The organism is Paenarthrobacter nitroguajacolicus (genome assembly GCF_007786235.1).
Classification (GTDB): domain Bacteria; phylum Actinomycetota; class Actinomycetes; order Actinomycetales; family Micrococcaceae; genus Arthrobacter; species Arthrobacter nitroguajacolicus_A.
The window spans coordinates 326,017-345,215 of record NZ_VNFK01000002.1 but is presented as its reverse complement, the minus strand read 5'-3'; the positions used below and the strand labels follow the sequence as shown (position 1 = coordinate 345,215).

17 protein-coding genes are annotated in these 19,199 nt (G+C 61.4%); 11 read left to right on the top strand and 6 right to left on the bottom strand.

Features of this window, described 5'->3' with window-relative positions; genetic code table 11:
* Positions 1 to 18: 18 nt before the first annotated feature.
* Both FQP90_RS03580 and FQP90_RS03575 read right to left on the bottom strand, forming a co-directional pair.
* A complete protein-coding gene (locus FQP90_RS03580; RefSeq protein ID WP_144648354.1) occupies positions 19 to 432 on the bottom strand; it encodes a DUF4870 domain-containing protein in 414 nt (137 codons plus the stop codon).
* Positions 433 to 554: 122 nt separating this feature from the next.
* Complete coding sequence (locus FQP90_RS03575) at positions 555 to 1,406, bottom strand: DUF3097 family protein (protein ID WP_144648353.1); 852 nt, start codon at positions 1,404 to 1,406, stop codon at positions 555 to 557.
* A gap of 216 nt (positions 1,407 to 1,622) precedes the next feature.
* Here FQP90_RS03575 and hrcA point away from each other — a divergent pair, with 216 nt between their 5' ends.
* Genes hrcA through FQP90_RS03560 form a run of 3 tightly spaced genes read left to right on the top strand, consistent with a single transcriptional unit; the run spans position 1,623 to position 4,584 of the window.
* The gene (gene hrcA, locus FQP90_RS03570) at positions 1,623 to 2,630 is read left to right on the top strand and encodes a heat-inducible transcriptional repressor HrcA (protein ID WP_144648352.1); all 1,008 of its coding nucleotides are present in this window, start codon (positions 1,623 to 1,625) and stop codon (positions 2,628 to 2,630) included.
* Positions 2,631 to 2,680: 50 nt separating this feature from the next.
* Complete coding sequence (gene dnaJ, locus FQP90_RS03565; RefSeq protein ID WP_144648351.1) at positions 2,681 to 3,808, top strand: molecular chaperone DnaJ; 1,128 nt, start codon at positions 2,681 to 2,683, stop codon at positions 3,806 to 3,808.
* A 2-nt stretch (positions 3,809 to 3,810) separates the two neighbouring features.
* Positions 3,811 to 4,584 carry a 16S rRNA (uracil(1498)-N(3))-methyltransferase gene (locus FQP90_RS03560; RefSeq protein ID WP_144648350.1) on the top strand — a complete coding sequence of 258 codons (774 nt, stop codon included), beginning with the start codon at positions 3,811 to 3,813 and terminating at the stop codon, positions 4,582 to 4,584.
* Between the two features lie 33 nt (positions 4,585 to 4,617).
* On the opposite strand, the gene FQP90_RS03555 is transcribed toward FQP90_RS03560, so the two are convergent.
* The gene (locus tag FQP90_RS03555) at positions 4,618 to 5,655 is read right to left on the bottom strand and encodes a GerMN domain-containing protein (RefSeq protein WP_306439362.1); all 1,038 of its coding nucleotides are present in this window, start codon (positions 5,653 to 5,655) and stop codon (positions 4,618 to 4,620) included.
* Positions 5,656 to 5,918: 263 nt separating this feature from the next.
* Between FQP90_RS03555 and FQP90_RS03550 the strand changes: the two genes are divergently transcribed.
* The 5 genes from FQP90_RS03550 to FQP90_RS03530 all read left to right on the top strand — a co-directional run bounded on the left by FQP90_RS03550 (position 5,919) and on the right by FQP90_RS03530 (position 11,410).
* Positions 5,919 to 7,001, top strand: coding sequence for a PhoH family protein (locus FQP90_RS03550; protein ID WP_144648349.1), 1,083 nt, complete (start codon positions 5,919 to 5,921; stop codon positions 6,999 to 7,001).
* The gene (ybeY, locus tag FQP90_RS03545) at positions 6,998 to 7,471 is read left to right on the top strand and encodes an rRNA maturation RNase YbeY (protein ID WP_017197588.1); all 474 of its coding nucleotides are present in this window, start codon (positions 6,998 to 7,000) and stop codon (positions 7,469 to 7,471) included. The genes FQP90_RS03550 and ybeY overlap by 4 nt, the downstream gene beginning before the upstream one ends.
* Complete coding sequence (locus FQP90_RS03540; RefSeq protein ID WP_144648348.1) at positions 7,468 to 8,799, top strand: hemolysin family protein; 1,332 nt, start codon at positions 7,468 to 7,470, stop codon at positions 8,797 to 8,799. The genes ybeY and FQP90_RS03540 overlap by 4 nt, the downstream gene beginning before the upstream one ends.
* Positions 8,783 to 9,745: a GTPase Era gene (gene era / locus FQP90_RS03535; protein WP_144648347.1), complete on the top strand. Its 963-nt coding sequence runs from the start codon at positions 8,783 to 8,785 to the stop codon at positions 9,743 to 9,745. The genes FQP90_RS03540 and era overlap by 17 nt, the downstream gene beginning before the upstream one ends.
* A 105-nt stretch (positions 9,746 to 9,850) precedes the next feature.
* Complete coding sequence (locus FQP90_RS03530) at positions 9,851 to 11,410, top strand: LCP family protein (protein ID WP_144648346.1); 1,560 nt, start codon at positions 9,851 to 9,853, stop codon at positions 11,408 to 11,410.
* 68 nt (positions 11,411 to 11,478) lie between these two features.
* Here the strand turns inward: FQP90_RS03530 and FQP90_RS03525 are convergent, their stop codons facing one another.
* Positions 11,479 to 13,431 carry a M13 family metallopeptidase gene (locus FQP90_RS03525; RefSeq protein WP_144648345.1) on the bottom strand — a complete coding sequence of 651 codons (1,953 nt, stop codon included), beginning with the start codon at positions 13,429 to 13,431 and terminating at the stop codon, positions 11,479 to 11,481.
* Between the two features lie 247 nt (positions 13,432 to 13,678).
* On the opposite strand from FQP90_RS03525, the gene leuA reads away from it, so the two are divergent.
* The 3 genes from leuA to FQP90_RS03510 all read left to right on the top strand — a co-directional run bounded on the left by leuA (position 13,679) and on the right by FQP90_RS03510 (position 17,082).
* Entirely contained in the window at positions 13,679 to 15,418 is a 1,740-nt protein-coding gene (gene leuA, locus FQP90_RS03520; RefSeq protein ID WP_144648344.1) for a 2-isopropylmalate synthase, read from the top strand.
* An 84-nt stretch (positions 15,419 to 15,502) separates the two neighbouring features.
* The gene (recO, locus tag FQP90_RS03515; protein WP_144648343.1) at positions 15,503 to 16,255 is read left to right on the top strand and encodes a DNA repair protein RecO; all 753 of its coding nucleotides are present in this window, start codon (positions 15,503 to 15,505) and stop codon (positions 16,253 to 16,255) included.
* Between the two features lie 2 nt (positions 16,256 to 16,257).
* Positions 16,258 to 17,082 carry an isoprenyl transferase gene (locus tag FQP90_RS03510; RefSeq protein WP_144648342.1) on the top strand — a complete coding sequence of 275 codons (825 nt, stop codon included), beginning with the start codon at positions 16,258 to 16,260 and terminating at the stop codon, positions 17,080 to 17,082.
* A 15-nt stretch (positions 17,083 to 17,097) separates the two neighbouring features.
* On the opposite strand, the gene FQP90_RS03505 is transcribed toward FQP90_RS03510, so the two are convergent.
* Both FQP90_RS03505 and FQP90_RS03500 read right to left on the bottom strand, forming a co-directional pair.
* Positions 17,098 to 18,171, bottom strand: a complete 1,074-nt coding sequence (locus FQP90_RS03505) for an alpha/beta hydrolase (protein WP_144648341.1) — start codon at positions 18,169 to 18,171, stop codon at positions 17,098 to 17,100.
* Positions 18,168 to 19,193, bottom strand: a complete 1,026-nt coding sequence (locus FQP90_RS03500; RefSeq protein ID WP_144648340.1) for an alpha/beta hydrolase — start codon at positions 19,191 to 19,193, stop codon at positions 18,168 to 18,170. The genes FQP90_RS03505 and FQP90_RS03500 overlap by 4 nt, the downstream gene beginning before the upstream one ends.
* Between the last annotated feature and the right edge of the window lie 6 nt (positions 19,194 to 19,199).

The following is a 19,199-nucleotide window of genomic DNA, read 5'->3' as shown; positions in this document are numbered from 1 at the left end:
CCGTCGGCGCCGGGGACACTACTTGATCCAGCGCAGGTTGAGCTTGTAACGGTGCGGTTGTCCGTGGTTAACCCGGATTCCGGCCGAGACGGAGAAGCACGTCAGTGCAACCCAGATGGCGGTGGCGATCACAGCAAAGACATTGCCCACTACGGGCAGCAGCACCAGGATGTTCGCCAGAACGGCGGCAATGGTGGGCGGCAGGGTGAAGTTCAGCGCTTCCTTGGATTCCTGGGCCGTGAACGGTCCGCGGTCCCTGAAGATCAAGTAGATGAGCAGCGACGGCAGGCAGCCCAGAATTCCGCCGAAGTGCGCCAGCGTAGCCCACTGCCTGTCCTCACTGGCTGTCAGCGGGAGTGCGTTGGCAGGCGCGCCATGGTACTGGGGCCGGCCTGCGGCGCTGCCCGGTTCTTCAGGAGCGTTCTCTGCCACGGTGTCTTCCCTTTGCTGTTAAAAGATGCTGCGGTGTTGCTGTCCCAGAATACCGGCACCAACGTGCTTCCCGGGACCAACGCCCCGATGGCACGCCAGCGCGGTTCCCGGCGGGCGTTGCTTCAGGGGACGGTGAGGAAGTCGATGACTTCCTCTACGCGGCCCAGCAATGATGCCTCAAGGTCGGCATAGCTGCGCACTGCACCGAGGAGCCTTTGCCAGCCCAGGCCAACATCCTCGGCGGTCGCGTGCGGCCAGCCGAACGCGCTAAGAATCCCGGTCTTCCAGTCAATGCCTCGCGGGACCGTTGGCCATTGCTCGATGCCCAGGACCTTGGGCCTGATTGCCTGCCAGACGTCCACGTAAGGGTGGCCCACGATCAAGACGTTCCCCACGGCGCCGGGGACTGTCATGGCCTCGGCCGCGATGCGTGACTCCTTGGAGCCCGTCACGAGGTGATCCACCAGGATGCCGAGCCGACGGTCCGGTCCCGGACTGAAATCGGCGATGGCTGACTTGAGGTCGTCCACGCCATGCAAGGGTTCCACGACGATTCCCTCTACACGCAGATCGTCACCCCAGACTTTTTCGACGAGTTCGGCGTCGTGCTTGCCTTCCACCCAAATGCGGCTGGCCTTGGCCACCTGGGCGCGGCTGCCTTGCACTTTCACGGAGCCCGAGGCCGTTCGTCCGGCAGGAAGTGCTGACGCGGGAGGGCGCGCGGCAGGCGGAAGCAGACGGATGGCCTGGCCCTCCAGCAGGAAGCCAAATCCGAGCTGGAACGACTTCGTCTTCCCTCGTCGGTCCTCAAGGGACACGATGTGCATTCCGCCGGACTTTTCCACGCGGGTGACTTCGCCGACCCAGCCCGACTGGACATCTTCGAGGACCATACCGCGCTGGACGGCCACCTCGGGCAGTTGGCGTTTGGCAGGAGCGGACAAATCCTGCGGGCCCCAGTTGTCGAAAGCCAAGGAGTTCCTACCTTTGTGCTGGAAGTCAGAACCGGCCGCAGTCGCTACCGGGCCCATGCGCTCATATGTGCCGTGGGCGGTTTCAATGCTAGCAACGGGGTAGCTCATACTAGACTTGTTAGCACTTGGGCATGTTGAGTGCTAACAGCGGTGGTCCGATTCGAGATCCCGCGTGACCGGTCGCAGGGACCACGGCAGTCGTCAGGAGGTGGAGCAATGAGTGAGCCACGCAAATTGGAAGTGTTGCGTGCCATCGTTGAAGACTACGTGCATTCCCGGGAGCCTGTTGGATCCAAGGCCCTCGTCGAACGGCACCATCTGGGCGTTTCCAGCGCCACCATCCGCAACGATATGGCAGTCCTGGAAGAAGAAGGCTTGATTGCGGCCCCGCACACCAGTGCGGGACGCATTCCCACGGACAAGGGCTACCGGCTGTTCGTCGACCGGATCTCGCAAGTGAAGCCGCTCTCTGCCGCCGAGCGTCGGGCCATCCACTCGCTTCTTGAGGGCCCTGATGACATCGACGACATTCTGGAGCGCACGGTAAGGCTCCTGTCGCAACTGACCAACCAGGTCGCCGTCGTGCAGTATCCGCACTCCAACCGAGCGCTGGTACGCCACGTGGAGTTCGTCCTCCTTGCCCCCAAGCAAGTACTTGTTGTCCTCATTGCGGACACCGGGAGCGTCGGCCAAAAGGTCATCGACGCGGGCTCGGATGTGGGCAACGAGGCCTTGATGCTTCTTCGCTCGCGTTTCCTCGGCAGCATCGCCGGCACGCAACTGGCCCTGTTGCCGCAGGTGCTGCCCTCTGTGGTTGCACTGTGCCCACCCGAGCTTCGCAGCCTGGCGCAAACGTTGGCGCAGGGGCTTCAGGCGCTGAGTGACACCAGCCGCGAGGAACGCATCCTGATGGCAGGCACCGCGAACCTCGCCCGCTCAAACGTGGATTTCCCGTTGAGCATCGGGCCGGTTCTGGAAGCCCTCGAGGAACAAGTTGTCATGCTCCGGTTGTTGTCCGATATGGGGGATGATCCCCGCGGTGTGACCGTGAGCATTGGCCGCGAGAACCCCTACGACGGTTTGGCAGAGGCCTCCGTTGTGGCCACCGGTTATGGCTCAGGTGCCAAGGTGGGCATCCTGGGCCCCACGCGAATGGATTATCCCACCACCATGGCCGCAGTTCGTGCCGTGGCCCGTTACCTTTCACGCATTCTCGGCGGCTGACCGCCGACCCGAGGAAACATCCGCAGTACAACAAGGAAGAGATACCGACTTTGAGCAGCCACTATGACGTTTTGGGAGTCTCGCCGGAAGCCACCGGGGAAGAGATCAAAAAGGCGTACCGCAAGTTGGCGCGGAAACTCCACCCGGACGTAAACCCGGGCGAAGATGTCGCGGAGCAATTCAAGGCCGTGACCCATGCTTACGAGGTTTTGTCGGACCCCCAAAAGCGCCGCGTCTACGATGCCACCGGCAATGAGAACGGCACCGACAACGGGTTCGGTGGCGGATACTCCGGCCAGGGCTTCGCGTTCCAGGACATCTTCGACACCTTCTTTGGCGGGGGCGGCGGCCATGGCGGGCCGGCCTCGCGTGTTCGTCGCGGCCAGGATGCACTCATCAGCGTCCGCATCGATCTCAAGGATGCTGTATTCGGCGTCAACAAGAAGCTTGAAGTGGACACCGCGGTTATCTGCCCCACGTGTGACGGAAGCTGCTGCCGGCCAGGTACCCATCCGGAACGCTGCGACATTTGCGGTGGCAGCGGTCAGGTCCAGCGTGCCGTTCGGTCCATCCTCGGCCAGGTCATGACCACCGCTCCCTGTGGTTCGTGTGAAGGCTTCGGCACCGTCATCAAGGATCCCTGCAACGAGTGCAGCGGACAGGGCCGCATCCGCAGCCGCCGTTCCCTCACCATCAAGGTTCCGGCCGGCGTCGCAACGGGCACGCGTATCCAGTTGTCCGGACAAGGCGAAGCAGGGCCGGCCGGTGGACCTGCCGGCGACCTCTACGTGGAGATCCGCGTCAACAACGACTCCATGTACATGCGTGAGGGCGACGACCTCCACGCCACCCTCAGTGTGCCTATGACGGCCGCCGCCCTGGGAACGGAACTCCAGCTGGAAACCTTCGATGGCGCCCAGGACATCGATGTGAAGGCCGGCACCCAGTCCGGCGAGATCATCACGCTCAAGGGGTTGGGTGTCACCCACCTCCGCGGCTACGGTCGAGGCGACCTCAAGGTGCACCTGCACGTGGAAACGCCCACTAAGTTGGACCCCGCCCAGGAAGAGCTTTTGCAGCAGCTTGCCAAGCTTCGCGGGGAGCAGTTCACGGAAGGGAAGCTTGTTGCGAGCGGCGGCATGTTCGCCAAGCTGCGGGACAAGCTCGGTAACCTGTAGCGGTGAGCAATCCCGTTTTCTTCACCGCGGCCGGGAGCCTCGCCCACGTGGACCCGGGTTCCACGTTCGTCTTGGACGGCCCTGAAGCCCGCCATGCCGTGACGGTCAGGCGCCTGGCCGTGGGGGAGCCGGTGGATATTGCCGATGGTGCCGGGGCCCGGCTAACCGGCACTGTCGCCGAGGCAGGGTCCAGCACCTTGACGGTGACGGCATCGGACGTGGTGTTCGAGGAGCAACCTGAAGTCCGCCTGGTTCTGGTCCAAGCCCTGGCCAAGGGCGATCGCGACGAACTCGCCATCGAGACAGCCACGGAACTGGGAATTGATGCCGTTGTTCCGTGGCAGTCGGAACGCGCGATTGTGCGGTGGAAAGGTGATCGAGCCGCCAAGGCGCATGCCAAGTGGCAGTCCGTGGTCACTGCCGCAGCCAAGCAGGCGCGCAGGGCATGGATTCCTGAGGTGAGGCCCATGCTGGACACCGGCGCCCTGGCAAAAGCCGTCGCCGCTGCTGACTTGGCCGTCATCCTGCATGAGGATGCCAAGAATCCATTGAGAACTGTCCTGACGGCGTCGGAAGCGTTGCGTGGAGCCAGTGTCGGGTCTTCACGCGAGGTACTCCTGATCGTTGGACCGGAAGGCGGAATCTCACCACGAGAGGTGACACGGCTCAGCGACGCCGGTGCCGTCACGGCACTGTTGGGCAACCATGTCCTGCGGTCGTCGACGGCAGGACCCGCCGCCGTCGTGCTTGCCAGCGATGTTCTGGGGCGTTGGTGACCTGCGCCGCGGCGCCCACCAGGCCCTCGGCGCCTAGCCGACGCTGAACAAGCGGGTGTCCGTACTCGTTTCGATGGTGTTGCCGGCATCATCAACCTGCGAGACCCGAAGTTCGTACTTGCCGGCCTTCAAAGTGGCGCCGAAGGCAAAGAGGCCATACTGTCCGGGTTCGCCCGTTGCCTTGGTCTGGCCCGTGAGAAGGCTGGTCTTCTCACCCTTGCCGTTGTCCTGGAGGATTTGCCAATCGATTGGCCGTGAACTGTCGGTGCTGCGGCCGTTGAACTTGACCAAGCCCGTGGGCATGGAGGTGTCTTCCTGGGGATCTATGATCCAGAGTGGAGCCACCAGCGACGCATCGCGCGCCAGGGGCTCACCCAGCTGCACCTGTCCGAACGCCATGTAGTCCTTATGCCCGTCAACCAGGATGACCACCTGGATCTGCTGGCCGGAGTTGATGAGTCCCGAGGATGAGGCGGCCGCGGTGGCCGTGTACACGAGCTGTTGGACCGCACGTTGGGCCATGCCGGCGTCGAGGTTCGAGTTGAAGGCGTCGCGGGAAATATCGACCGTGATGACGTTCTTTCCCGAGATGGAACTCGCGAGGCTGCTCGGTTCCTGCCAGGGGGTAAAGAAGTCATGGTCCAAGGGCTTTTGAGCCATCATGATCCGCAATGCCGTGGTCACCGGGTTTCCGTCGCCGGAAATGTCCCTGAACTCGCGGTAGAGGTAGACCTCTTCCTTGCTGCGTCCGATCCAATAAACCGGAATCTTGGTGGACGCCTGTGTCGTCTCCAACGGCGCATTGCTCGCCGGCGCCTCCTGGACCGTCAGCGATGGCGAGCTGGGGGTCGCTTGGCTGCCGTTGCCATTGGCGATGCAGCCTGTCAGCAGCAGGACGGCAAGCATCGCCGGCGCGGCAATGGCGGACTTGGTCCGCTTGCGTGCGCCGTTTCCGTTGCTTGCTGGCTCCGTGATGGGGTTTTCCTGTCCTGCCTTGGATGGTCGGCAGCCGCTGCCGCAGGGGCCGGGCTGCGGGGTGCTGATTCCACCCGCTATGCCAGCTTGGCACATCGTCGACGGCGGTCGGCCGGGATAGTGCGGACTGCAGCCAACTGAAACATGATTGATACCCGCTTGATGCAGAGTTGAGACAATATGTCGGCATTCCGCCGAAGGCCTTGAGGGGGCACGCGATTGGGGGTTCATGGCGGGCCGCGCTGGCGTAGGATTGAAGACATTCCGGCATCAAGGCTGGCGCTCGTAGGCGGCCCGAATGTCGAATCGATGGGGTAAATACGACCAACCGGAGGAGATCAGGCCCTTAGGCCAGCACTATGAGTGAATCTTTGAACGGGCGGCTCAGGACCGGAAACGGCAACCAGCCACCCACTGAGTTCCCGCATTCGTTACCGGGCACGCGCACGGAAGTTGTCACGTTCGATAACTCCGAGCAGATGGTTCACTCGCTGGGCAGCCATGACGAAGCCCTGCGGTTCATTGAGGAACAGTTCCAGGACGTCAATTTCCATGTCCGGGGCAATGAGCTCTCCATGACAGGCCCTTCAGCCGTCATCTCACGCATCATGCGTCTCCTGGAGGAAGTGCGCGGGCTCGTGGCCAAGGGAACCGTGGTTACACCTGACGTCCTTCAGCAGCTCGTCTCGCTGTTGAAGAGCCAGTCGGTGCAGAGCCCCGCAGATGTCCTGACACACAACATTCTGTCCAGCAGGGGCAGAACCATCCGGCCCAAGACGCTGAACCAGAAGAACTATGTGGATGCCATTGATGACAACACGGTGATCTTTGGAATCGGCCCTGCAGGTACGGGAAAGACTTACCTTGCCATGGCCAAGGCCGTGCAGGCACTCCAGCTGAAGGAGGTCAGCCGGATCATTCTGACGCGTCCGGCCGTGGAAGCGGGTGAACGGCTGGGCTTCCTCCCCGGAACGTTGAGCGACAAGATCGATCCCTATCTTCGGCCGCTCTACGATGCCTTGCACGACATGATGGATCCGGAATCGATCCCGAGGCTGATGGCCGCAGGGACCATTGAGGTCGCACCATTGGCCTACATGCGCGGACGCACGCTGAACGACGCCTTCATCATCCTCGACGAAGCTCAAAACACCACGCCGGAACAGATGAAGATGTTCCTCACCCGGCTCGGTTTCGGTTCAAAAATGGTGGTCACCGGCGATGTCACCCAGATCGACCTGCCCTTTGGCGCCACGTCCGGATTGCGGATTGTCCGCGAAATCCTCTCGGGAATTGATGACGTCAATTTCTCCATCCTCGATGCCGCTGACGTCGTCCGCCATCGCTTGGTGGCCGATATCGTCTCCGCGTACAGCACCTGGGATGACGCGCACCGCACTGACGCCGCAGGCACAAATCACAAACGTGGAGAACGTAAATGAGCATTGAAGTTAACAACGAGTCCGGTGTAGCGGTGGATGAAGCGCAGCTGGTGACGTTGTCGCGCTTCATCTTTGAGCGTTTGTATATTCACCCCCAAGCCGAGCTGTCCATTCTCCTTGTGGATGAACCGGCCATGGAAAAACTGCACATTGAACTGATGGACGAGCCCGGGGCAACAGACGTTCTGTCCGTACCCATGGACGAGCTGACTCCGGGCACTCCGGACAAGCCCACGCCTCAAGGAATGCTGGGCGACATTGCCATCTGCCCCCAGGTGGCGGAGGTACAGGCCCGCAATGCCGGGCACGCCACGCAGGATGAAATGCTGCTCCTGACGACTCATGGCATCCTTCACCTGCTTGGTTTTGACCATGCAGAGCCGGAGGAAAAAGAAGAGATGTTCGGCTTGCAGCGGGAACTGCTGTCTGAATTCCTGGGCAAGGATGCCCCCATGGAGACCATGCAGTGACCTCGATCATCCTGGTCGGCATGGCGCTGGTTTTCCTCAGTTTCGTTGCACTACTGACCGCCGCCGAGGCTGCGTTCAACTTCCTGCCCCGGCATGAGGCCGAACAGTCCATAGTCCGGAGCAAGGGCAAGGCCTTGGGAGGCATTCTCAAGGACCCCATTGCACATATGCGTGCCCTGCGTTTCTGGCGCGTGTGGTTTGAAATGGCGGCAGCAGTTGCCGTCGCTGTGGTCCTGCATAGTTTGCTGGACAACGTATGGCTTGCGGGGCTCGCGGCCACCGGCATCATGGCAGTAATCGGTTTTGTGCTGGTTGGTGTTTCGCCGAGGCAATTGGGCAGGGCGCATTCGGGGCCTGTGGTTCGCTTCACGGCGCCCCTCATCAGGTTCCTCTGCTGGGTCCTGGGACCCATTCCGGGCTGGCTGGTGGCCTTGGGACAGGCGGTCGCACCCGGCGCCCCAGGCGGGGATGATGCTTTCGTCAGCGAAGAAGAGTTCCGGGAGTTCGTGGATCGCGCCGCGGAGTCGGACATGATCGAAGACAACGAGGCTGAACTCATTCATTCGGTCTTCGACTTCGGTGACACTTTGGTCCGTTCCGTTATGGTCCCCAGGACAGACATTGTCAGCATCGCTACAGGCTCGGATCTTGAAACGGCAATGGGTCTTTTCCTGCGGTCCGGCTACTCCCGAATCCCGGTGATCGGCGAGAACACGGATCAGATCCGCGGCATTCTCTACCTCAAGGATGTGGCTGCAGCAATGCATCGCAGCGAGACCGGACTACAGGCCCATGACGTTGACTCGCTTGCCCGGGACGTCCGATATGTCCCCGAATCCAAACCCGTGAGCGACCTCCTGAGGGAACTTCAGCAGGAGTCAACGCACGTGGCCATCGTCATCGACGAGTACGGAGGAACGGCCGGGCTGGTAACCCTTGAGGACCTCATCGAGGAAATTGTGGGGGAGATCGTGGATGAGTACGATGCCGCAGCTGAAGAGGCCGTCGACCTGGGCGATGGTACCTATCGCGTCAGCGCGCGCATGAGCATTGACGACCTCGGCGAGTTGTTTGATGTAGACCTCGACGACGACGAGGTGGACACCGTCGGTGGCCTCCTCGCGAAGGCGCTGGGTCAGGTTCCGATTGTGGGCAGCTCGGTTGAAGTGAACGGAGTATCGCTGAGGGCGGATAGGCTGGAGGGTCGTCGAAACCGGGTCAGCCACATCATTGCGGCAGCCATGCCAAAGGAAGACACTGACTTTGAGGACCTACTCGAAGACGCCGACTCAACGCAACAGGGAGTTCCACGTGAGCAAGCAAAATAAGAATTTCAATGCCGATGACGACTTCGGCGGCTTCCACGCAGGGTTCTCCGTGTTGGTCGGCCGTCCGAATGCCGGCAAGTCGACACTGACCAACGCCCTGGTGGGCCAAAAAGTGGCCATCACTTCGGCCAAACCGCAAACCACGCGTCACACGATCCGCGGTATTGTGCACCGGGATGATGCGCAGTTGATCCTGGTGGACACACCTGGCCTGCACAGGCCGCGAACTTTGCTTGGAAAGCGTCTCAACGAACTCGTTGCCGACACATTGGCTGAAGTCGATGCCATCGGCTTCTGCCTGCCGGCCAACGAGAAAATCGGCCCTGGGGACAAGTATATTGCTGCCCAACTGGCCGCAGTAGGGCGCAAGCCGATCGTCGCGCTGGTGACCAAAACCGACCTCGTGGACCGCCAGGCGCTGACGGAGCAGCTGCTTGCCGTCGCCGCGCTGGGTCGCGAAGTCCTCGGTGAACAGGGCTGGGCGGACATCGTTCCAGTCTCTGCTGCCGATGGATTCCAGGTGTCCACAGTTGCGGATGTTCTGATCAGCCACATGCCGTCATCTCCGCCGCTTTACCCGGACGGGGAGCTTACTGACGAGCCCGAGGCCGTCATGATTGCCGAGCTCATCCGCGAAGCTGCCCTTGAAGGCGTCCGCGATGAACTTCCCCACTCATTGGCAGTGGTGGTGGAAGAAATCGTCCCCCGTGAAGGGCGCACCGAGGACAACCCACTCTTGGACGTTCGCGTCAATCTGTATGTTGAGCGTCCTTCGCAGAAGGCGATCATTATCGGTAAGGGCGGAAGCCGGTTACGTGAAGTTGGCACCAATGCACGCAAGGGCATTGAAACACTGCTCGGCACCCGGATTTACCTTGACCTGCACGTCAAGGTGGCCAAGGACTGGCAGCGGGATCCCAAGCAATTGGTCAAGCTGGGGTTCTAGCCGGAGTCACTGGATCCGGCGTGGCTTCGGCTCGATAAGGAACTTCTCAGAATCGGGAACTATGATTGCGGGGATCCAGCTGTTTGAGGAAAGGTAAACCGAATAGTGCGACGTCGTGACGCCCGCCCGGAGGGCACCGGCACCGCAGGCTCCGTTGCGGCACGCCATGGGGAGGCTGCCGACGGCACTCCTCGCCACATGAAGGCGCCCAAGGGGCTTCCGCTATGGCTGAAGATTGTTACCGGCGTGCTGTCGCTAACCTTGGTTGCCGGTGTGGCCTTTGCGGCCTTTTGGTTCATTCGGCTGCAGAACAACATCACCAAGGCTCCACTGAGTGCCGGCGAAACCCGGGATTCCGGTGAGGCTTTGGCCAATGACAAATCTGATCGCCTCCAGATCCTCATCCTTGGCTCTGATACGCGCGACGGAAAAAATGCCGACTACGGCAGCACCGAAGACTCCACTGGCTACGGTCACTCGGATGTCATGATGCTGCTGGATATCTCCGCTGACAACAAGCGCGTCAGCGTGATGAGCTTCCCGCGCGACCTGTTGGTCGACGTGCCACAGTGCACCGACCGCACCAACAATCAGACGTTCCCTGCCCGGAGCGGCGTGATGATCAACGAGGCCATGGCGGAAGCAGGCATAGGATGTGCTGTCGACACGGTCAATAAGCTGACGGGCCTGGAGATTGACCACTTCATGATGGCGGACTTCAATGCGGTCAAGGAGCTCTCCAAAGCGATAGGTGGCGTCAATGTATGCGTCAGCGATCCCGTCTTTGACCCCGATTCCCGACTCCGTCTGCCCAAGGGCGACTCCATGGTGGAAGGTGAGCAGGCCCTTGCGTTCCTGCGAACGAGGCACGCTTTCGGCGATGGTGGCGACCTTGGCCGCATCAAGGGTCAACAGGCATTCCTTTCGTCCCTGACAAGAAAGCTCAAGGACGAGGGCACGTTGGGTAACCCGCAGAGGCTCCTGCAGATCGCAGATGTCGTCACACAGAACCTCACGGTTGATGAGGGCCTGGCATCCGTCCCGTCGTTGTTGACCATTGGTGGGCGTCTGAAGGACATCGACGTTTCGAAGGTTGCTTTCGTGGCTGTTCCCACGCAGGCGGCGGCTGTCGATCCGAACAGGTTGGAGCTCATAGAGCCCCAGGCGTCCCAACTTTTCGCAGCGCTGCGTGCAGACCTTGACCTGACTAATCCTGGCGCGACGTCCTCGCCGGCTGCCACAGAAAGTCCTGCGCCACAGCCTACGGCAACCACTCCTGTCGCGCCGGCCTACAACAAGGCCATCCAACCCGTTGCAGTTGCCAATGGCAGCGGTGTTGCCACTCGGGCGCAGGAGATCATGGCTGTGCTGACGGGCAACGGCTTCACCCAGGCTGTGTCCTACCTGGCCAATCCCGTGGACCAGACCGTGGTCTATTACGGAACGGGCTTCGCGGATGTGGCCGCTGACGTTGCCACCCTCTACGGAATCCCGGCCGCCCAAGTCCAAGAGGCGCCGGGGGTCGCGGGCGTGCAGCTCTACGTTGGCACGGACTTCGGGACGGGAACTGCCTACGGGGCAGCATCCGTACCGTCGGACGTCGTCAACCAGACAGCCAGCGACGCCGTGTGCCAACAGGTAAATCCGCTGTACATCGATCAGTAGCCGATCGAGTCTTTCACGTGTAAAGAAGAGGCCGGGCCATGTGGCCCGGCCTCTTTGTCTTGCCAGTCCTACCAGATGCTGACGCGATCCTCGGATTCCATCCACATGCCATCGGTCTCAGTGACATCGAATGCCTCGTGGAACGCGTCGAGGTTGCGGGCAATGGCGTTGGTACGGAATTCGTTGGGGGAGTGGGGGTCCGTGGCAAGACGTCGGATTGCTTCTTCCGTGCGGATGACTTGCCGCCAACCAGCCGCCCATGACATGAAGAAGCGTTGCTGTCCCGTGAAGCCGTCGATGACCTCAGGCTCGGCCCCGTTCAGACTCAGGAGATAGGCCTTGTAGGCAATCGTCAGGCCGCCGAGGTCGCCAATGTTCTCACCCAGGGTTAGTTTTCCGTTGACCTTGTGGTCAGGTGCCGCGTAGGGAGAGAGCGCGTCGTACTGCGCCACCAACTTGGCCGTTAATGCTTCGAAGGCGGTTCGGTCTTCTTCCGTCCACCAGTTCCGCAGGGCGCCGCTGCCGTCGAACTGCGATCCCTGATCGTCGAATCCGTGGCCAATTTCGTGGCCGATCACGGCGCCGATTCCACCGTAGTTCACTGCGTCGTCGGCTTCGGCGTTGAAAAAGGGAGGTTGCAATATGGCTGCTGGAAACACGATCTCATTAAGCATTGGATGGTAGTAGGCGTTCACCGTTTGCGGTGTCATGAGCCACTTGTCGAGATCAACCGGTTTGCCGATTTCGTCCAGATGCCGGTCGACGTCGGCGTCGTGGGCGCGCTCCACGTTGCCCAGAAGATCCTTCGGATCGATGTCCACTGCGGAGTAGTCGATCCACTTTTCCGGGAATCCGATCTTGGGACGGAATGCTTCCAGCTTCCTCAGCGCTTCGGCCTTGGTCTCCTCGCCCATCCACTTCAGGGAGGAGATACTGTCCCGGTACGCCTCGATCAAGTTGGTGACGAGGGTTTCCATCCTGGCCTTGTGGCCGGCCGGGAAGTGCCGTTCCACATAGATCTGCCCAACGGCTTCGCCCAGAGCTGCCTCGACGACAGCCACACCACGCTTCCATCGTTCCTTGTTTCGGGGCGTTCCGCTGAGGGTGGTGCCGTAGAAATCGAAGTTGGTGTCCACGAACTCCGACGACAGGTAAGGGGCAGCGGAGCTGAGAACCCGCAGGGTCAGCCACTCCTTCCAGGTGTCCAGGGGCTCGGATTCCAGCAGGCCGGCGGCACCGGCAAAGAAGTCCGGGGTGCTGACCACGATTTCCTGTCGCTTGGCCGATTCCACTCGCGCGGCCTCGAACCAGGTGTCCAGCAAGGGGAACAGCGATACTGCTTCCTCGGCGGTCTTGAGGTTGTACGTCTTCTGGGGATTTCGGAGAGTGACGTTGTCCCAGTGGTGCGATGCAAGGGCTGTTTCGAGCGCGACGATCCGCTGCGAGGCCTCCGCTGCGTCCGGGATGCCGGCCAGCATGAACATCCTGGCAATGTATTCGCCATATGCGGTGACAATCCCGGCGAACTTTTCTTCCCTGTAGTAGGACTCGTCCGGCAATCCCAGGCCTCCCTGCCCGATATACAGGAGGATGCGTTCCGGGTTGCCGGCATCGGGAGCAGGATAGATGGAAAAGAGCCCGGAGACGTCCGAACGGAACAACCGGCCAATCAAGACGGCCAACTCTTCTGACGATCCAACGGCGTTGACTTCCTCCAGCCGTCCGCGCACGGGGTCGAGGCCCTTTTGTTCGGCTGCTGCCTCGTCCATGAAGCTGGCGTAGAGGCCGCCGACTTTTTGCTCGACGCCGGTCGCGGCCCCTCCCTTGCCGGCAGCTTCTTCGATAATCGCTTTGACTGCTAACTCAGCGCCATCCCGCAAAGCGGTGAATGTACCTTCCAGTGGTCGGTCGTCCGGGATCGTAGTGCTATTGAGCCACGCGCCATTGACGTGCTGGTAGAGGTCGTCCTGGGGCCGGACGCTGTGATCGATGTTGGAAAGAGTTATCCCCGACTGTGGCACTGTGGCTCCTTGTGTGGACACTGCAGCCGGCGTTTCCACCGTCGCGGCGTCTGCATAGTGGACGTTGCATGAGGTGTTGCACTGTCATCATACGCATCGTGTTACTGTGAATTTGTGCGTGCGGCAATGCTTCTTCTTAGCTGCCGCGGCGAGGCCTGAAAGCTATCTGACGCTGGGCCATCCTCGCCGCGGAGTTCCGTTGTGTCCGGCTAAGCTTTCACTTAGTTCTTAGAGAAAAGGCCACATCATGCGCAATGCACAAAAGCCCTCCGGTATGCCGATTCACCGCTACCTGCCGTTCCAGGACCAGATCACCGTCGAGGTCCCCGACCGCACATGGCCGGACAAAGTCATCACCAAAGCCCCACGTTGGTGCGCCGTTGACTTGCGGGATGGCAACCAAGCCTTGATCGACCCCATGAGTCCTGCCCGCAAGCTGAAGATGTTCCAGCTGCTGGTCAAGATGGGCTACAAGGAGATCGAGGTGGGTTTCCCCTCGGCATCGCAGACTGACTTTGACTTCGTCCGCCAGCTCATTGAAGGTGGCCACATTCCGGACGATGTCAGTATCCAGGTTCTGACGCAGGCCCGTGAGCACCTGATCGAGAGGACCTATGAGTCCCTGGTCGGCGCCAAGCAGGCCATCGTCCATTTGTACAACTCCACTTCGGTTCTGCAGCGGCGCGTGGTTTTCAACCAGGACGAAGACGGAATTTTGGATATCGCATTGCAGGGTGCGCGTTTGTGCAAGAAGTACGAAGAAACGCTGGAAGATACACACATTACCTACGAGTACTCGCCCGAGTCCTTCACGGGAACCGAGCTGGAGTACGCCGCACGGGTCTGTAACGCCATTGCTGATGTTTTCGAGGCTTCCGCCGACAATCAGGTCATCATCAACTTGCCGGCCACCGTTGAAATGGCAACCCCCAACGTTTATGCGGATTCAATCGAGTGGATGCACCGTAACCTGCACCCCCGCGAGGGCATCATCATTTCCCTGCACCCGCACAACGACCGCGGTACAGGTGTGGCTGCTGCCGAGCTCGGTTACCTGGCGGGTGCCGATCGCATCGAAGGCTGCTTGTTCGGCAATGGGGAGCGTACAGGCAACGTAGACCTCGTCACGCTGGGCTTGAACATGTTCGTTCAAGGTGTCGACCCCATGATCGACTTCTCCGATATCGATGAGGTCCGCCGAACAGTTGAGTACTGCAACCAGCTGCCGGTCCCGGAGCGTTCACCCTATGGTGGCGACCTCGTCTTTACGGCATTTTCCGGTTCACACCAGGACGCCATCAAAAAGGGCTTTGAGGCACTGGAGAAGGACGCTGCCGCTGCGGGCAAGTCAGTGGACGACTACACGTGGCAGGTTCCGTACCTGCCCGTCGACCCCAAGGACCTCGGCCGCAGCTATGAAGCCGTGATCCGCGTCAACTCGCAGTCCGGCAAGGGAGGCGTCGCCTACTTGCTGAAGAACGAACACAACCTGGACCTGCCGCGCCGGGCACAGATTGAATTCTCCGGGGTCATTCAGCGTCGCACTGATGCTGTGGGAGGCGAAGTCAGCGGTGCCCAACTGTGGAAGATCTTCCAGGATGAGTACCTGCCGTCAGAGGAAGAGCAGGCCCGGTGGGGCCGCTACACGCTGGGCAGCGTGAGCACGGAAACCGACGAGTCAGGCCACATGACCATGAACGCAAACCTGCGGATCGACGGTGTGGATGTGCGACGCACGGGCCACGGGAATGGTCCTATCGCTGCCCTGCTGGATATCCTGCACCACGACGGCGTCGATGTCCGTGTACTGGACTACAGCGAACATGCTTTGTCCGAAGGCGGAAGCGCCAGCGCCGCGGCCTATGTCGAGTGCGCGGTCGGTGAACGCGTTCTCTGGGGTGTGGGAATTGATCCCAGCACCACCACGTCCTCCCTCAAAGCCCTCATTTCGGCAGTAAACCGGGCCGTCAGGGACGCCCAAGCCTAAATGCCCGCTGTGTGGTGACGGGAAATCCGTCACCACACGGTCCCGGCGGCACCGCCGGGGCCGGGCATAGTGCGAAGATTAGTTGTGGCCAATCCGTCGTTTGCAGCACGGTCCTATAGGGACGATGCCGTGGTGCTCCGTACCCATAAGCTGGGCGAGGCGGATCGCATCATCACTCTTTTGACCAAACACCATGGGCAGGTCCGTGCTGTTGCCAAAGGCGTTCGCAGGACCAGCAGCCGGTTTGGGGCGCGGTTGGAACCGTTTATGGTGGCAGACCTCCAACTTGTCTCCGGCCGGACCCTCGACATCGTCACGCAGGCCGTTGCGAAAGGTGCCTACGGGAGCAGCATCGCCGCGGATTATGGCCGGTTCACGGTGGCAGCAGCCATGACGGAAACTGCCGAGAAACTGACTGATGCCGACACCGAATCGGGCACCGCCCAGTACTCTCTCCTGGTGGGTGCCTTGGCGGCCCTGAGTCGCTCGGACCATCCGCCCGAACTCATCCTCGACTCGTATCTGTTGCGGGCCTTGGCAACAGGTGGCTGGGCGCCGAGTTTTACGGACTGCGCCCGTTGCGGACGCCCTGGCCCGCACACGGCCTTCGCCGCTCCCGTGGGAGGGATGGTCTGCAGCGACTGCAGGCCTCCCGGTTCCCCGGCTCCGGCACCGGAGACCGTGGTGCTGCTTGGTGCCCTGCTGACGGGGAACTGGAGCATTGCGGACGCGTCGGATTCCCGGCATCGGCGGGAAGCGGCCGGGCTCGTGGCGAGCTATCTGCAATGGCATTTGGAGCGGGCACTGAAATCACTTAAACACGTGGAGCGAAGCTGACAGTGGCACTGGGAAAGAAAAGCAAGTCAATAACGGCAAGGACTGCACCAGTGGTTGCCCCCTACGGGCACCCCTCGGGCGCAGTCCCGCCAAGCATTCCAAGCGAACTCATCCCGCAGCACGTGGCAATCGTCATGGACGGCAACGGGCGCTGGGCAAACCAGCGGGGCTTGCCGCGTATTGAGGGGCACAAGGCGGGGGAGCCTGCGCTGTTGGACGTGATGGCCGGAGCGATCGAACTCGGCATCAAGTATGTCAGCGTGTACGCCTTCTCCACAGAGAACTGGCGGCGGTCCCCTGAGGAAGTGCGCTTCCTGATGGGATTTAACAAGGATGTACTACGTCGGCAGCGCAACCAGCTCGACGAATGGGGCGTCCGGATCCGCTGGGCCGGTCGCCGGCCACGGCTTTGGGGTTCAGTGATCAAAGAGCTGGAAGAAGCCGAGGACTACACCCGGGCCAACGATACGTGCACGTTGACCATGTGTGTTAACTACGGCGGCCGGGCTGAGATTGCCGATGCCGTGTCCGCAATAGCGCACGATGTGGCGGCGGGACGCCTCAAGCCGGGCGCCGTGTCCGAGAAGACTATCCAGAAGTACCTGGACGAGCCAGACCTCCCGGATGTTGATCTTTTCCTGCGGAGTTCGGGAGAGCAGCGGCTATCCAATTTCCTGCTGTGGCAGTCTGCTTACGCAGAGTTCGTCTTCATGGACACGCTGTGGCCGGATGTTGACCGCCGGACTTTGTGGGACGCCGTCGAAATTTATGCCAAACGCGACCGACGCTATGGTGGCGCCGTGGACGCCGCCCCTGCCGCGAAATAGCACACGCCTGCTAGTTCAGTACGGATAGGCGGCGAGCCATACGGCGACGTCGCGGTAGGCCTGTTGGCGTACGGTGCGCCGGGAGAGAAAGACATCATGCAGGGCGCCGGGGTACCGGAACACCGCCGTGCGTCTGGCAAGTCCGAGGGCCCGTCGCGACGTTTGCTCAACATCAATGACGGCATCGGCCCGCATCAGTTCCGCAGTCCATTCCGCCTGGATTCTGGTCCGTCCTGACAAGAGCACCAGGACCGGGGCATCGATGTTCAGCTTGCGCTCCACGGTCGCGTGCCCGGCGAGCACGGCCTTGGTCCATCCCGCCCGGATCGGGAAAGAGGTCCGGGGACGCCACACCGGATCCAGGATCCATTCGCCGTGGGCCTCGTTGCTGACACTCTCCCAGTAAGCAGGCATCTCGGGAAACCTGAAGGGGCGCTTGGGGTCAGTCCGGGCAAAAGGTTCCACCAGGTGCATGGCTATGCTGCGTACGAGGCTGCTTCCCTGAAGCTCCAGCCACGGCGAATTCAGGATCAGGGTCCCCACCCTGCCGGGGTTGCGATCGGCCCAGAGGGCCGCGATCAAACCTCCCAAAGAATGAGCGAGAAGATGAATCGTAGGAGGTGTCGCATTCGAGGTCCGCGATGCTACGTCCCGTTCGATCTCCGTCAGAGCGGCCGCAAGATCCTCGTCGTAGACACCGAGATCGGAAGTGTATCCGGGAGTCTGTCCCGGCAGCAGGCTGCGACCGAACTTCCGCAGGTCGAGTGCGTAGAAGTGGAAGCCCGATGCCGTGAGGTACTCGGCCAGTTCGGTTTGCAGGAAGTAGTCTGCCCATCCGTGCAGGTACAGAACCACCCTTGGGGCTCCGCCTGGATCCGCGGGGGCAGAACGGCGTTTGCGTTTGGTAAAGGACCCCAGGAAGTCCAGGATGCCGTGCGGAGCTGCCTCGGACACGGGCGGCGCGTGTCGGACGAGCGTGGCCTTCACGGGCCCCTCTTCATCGGCGGTGAGGGGCAGGTCCAGGCATTCGTATCCATGTCCCAGAACATCGGGTTGCCACAATGACACGGATTGGTCGGTGGTGGTCATGTGTCCCCTTCCTGCCGGTCGCCCGGCAAGCTGCTGTGCATGAAGCCCCTGATCCATCGGGCAAGCCGTGCGTAAGCGTCCTTCCGCACGGCCGGCGCCGAGAGGAAGACGTCGTGCAGACCGCCGTCAATGCGCTCCAAAGTAACAGTTCGCCCCAACGCCATGGCACGCAGCGCAATGACGCTGACATCCAGCACGGCATCGGAACTCCGCATGGACTCCTGCCAGACCATGCCATTGGCGCTGGCCGAAGACGTCAGGACAAGGACGGGAATGTCCAGTTCCAAGCCGCGGGCCACCTGCGAATGGCCGGCGAACACGGCGTTCAGCCAACCAGCCCGGACCGGGAATGCGAGCGGGGGCCGATACTTCTCATCCAGTGCCCATTCGCCTTCGGCGGTGCTGCTGATGGTGCGGAAGTAGAAGCCCCGTTCGGGCAACCTGAGGACAGTTTCGGGGCGGAGCTTTGCCAGGGGTGTGACCATGGCATGCGCGGCGCGCCTCACCAGCGAACTGCCGTGCATTTCCAGCCATGGACTGTCCAGGATCAAGTATTGAATCTTTCCTGGGTGCCTGCTGGCCCATAGTGCAGCTACCAACCCTCCGGTGGAATGGCCCATGAGGGCTAAACATCCCGGAGGCGCGGAACTGCGGTCGTCGCGGATTGCTTCGACGGCTTGGTTGATTTCGGCGTCATAGTCCGCCAGATCCGCCACGTATCCGCCGGGGTTGTCCGATTGCAGGCTTCGGCCGTGATTGTGCATGTCCAGTGCATAGAAGTCGTAACCCTGTCCTGCCCAGAACCGGGCAAGTTCGGTGTTGAAGAAGTAGTCGCTCCATCCGTGCAGGAACAGAACGGCTCCGTACCGCTTCGGCCCGGTAGGTGCATCCACGGCTGTGGGTTCCTCTGGCGCTGCCCTGTGACGGATGAGGGTGGCGTGGCGGACAACGCCATCAGGGCCCGTGGCATCAAGGCCGCAGGACTGGAAGTCCGGGCCCAGGATGTCAACTGTCCACTCCATGGCTTT

Excerpts from the sequence above, each read along its gene's own strand:
- FQP90_RS03555 (WP_306439362.1), bottom strand. The coding sequence starts at position 5,655 with ATGTGCCAAGCTGGCATAGCGGGTGGAATCAGCACCCCGCAGCCCGGC.
- ybeY (WP_017197588.1), top strand. The coding sequence starts at position 6,998 with ATGAGCATTGAAGTTAACAACGAGTCCGGTGTAGCGGTGGATGAAGCG.
- FQP90_RS03505 (WP_144648341.1), bottom strand. The coding sequence starts at position 18,171 with ATGACCACCACCGACCAATCCGTGTCATTGTGGCAACCCGATGTTCTG.
- FQP90_RS03550 (WP_144648349.1), top strand. The coding sequence starts at position 5,919 with ATGAGTGAATCTTTGAACGGGCGGCTCAGGACCGGAAACGGCAACCAG.
- hrcA (WP_144648352.1), top strand. The coding sequence starts at position 1,623 with ATGAGTGAGCCACGCAAATTGGAAGTGTTGCGTGCCATCGTTGAAGAC.
- leuA (WP_144648344.1), top strand. The coding sequence starts at position 13,679 with ATGCGCAATGCACAAAAGCCCTCCGGTATGCCGATTCACCGCTACCTG.
- FQP90_RS03500 (WP_144648340.1), bottom strand. The coding sequence starts at position 19,193 with ATGGAGTGGACAGTTGACATCCTGGGCCCGGACTTCCAGTCCTGCGGC.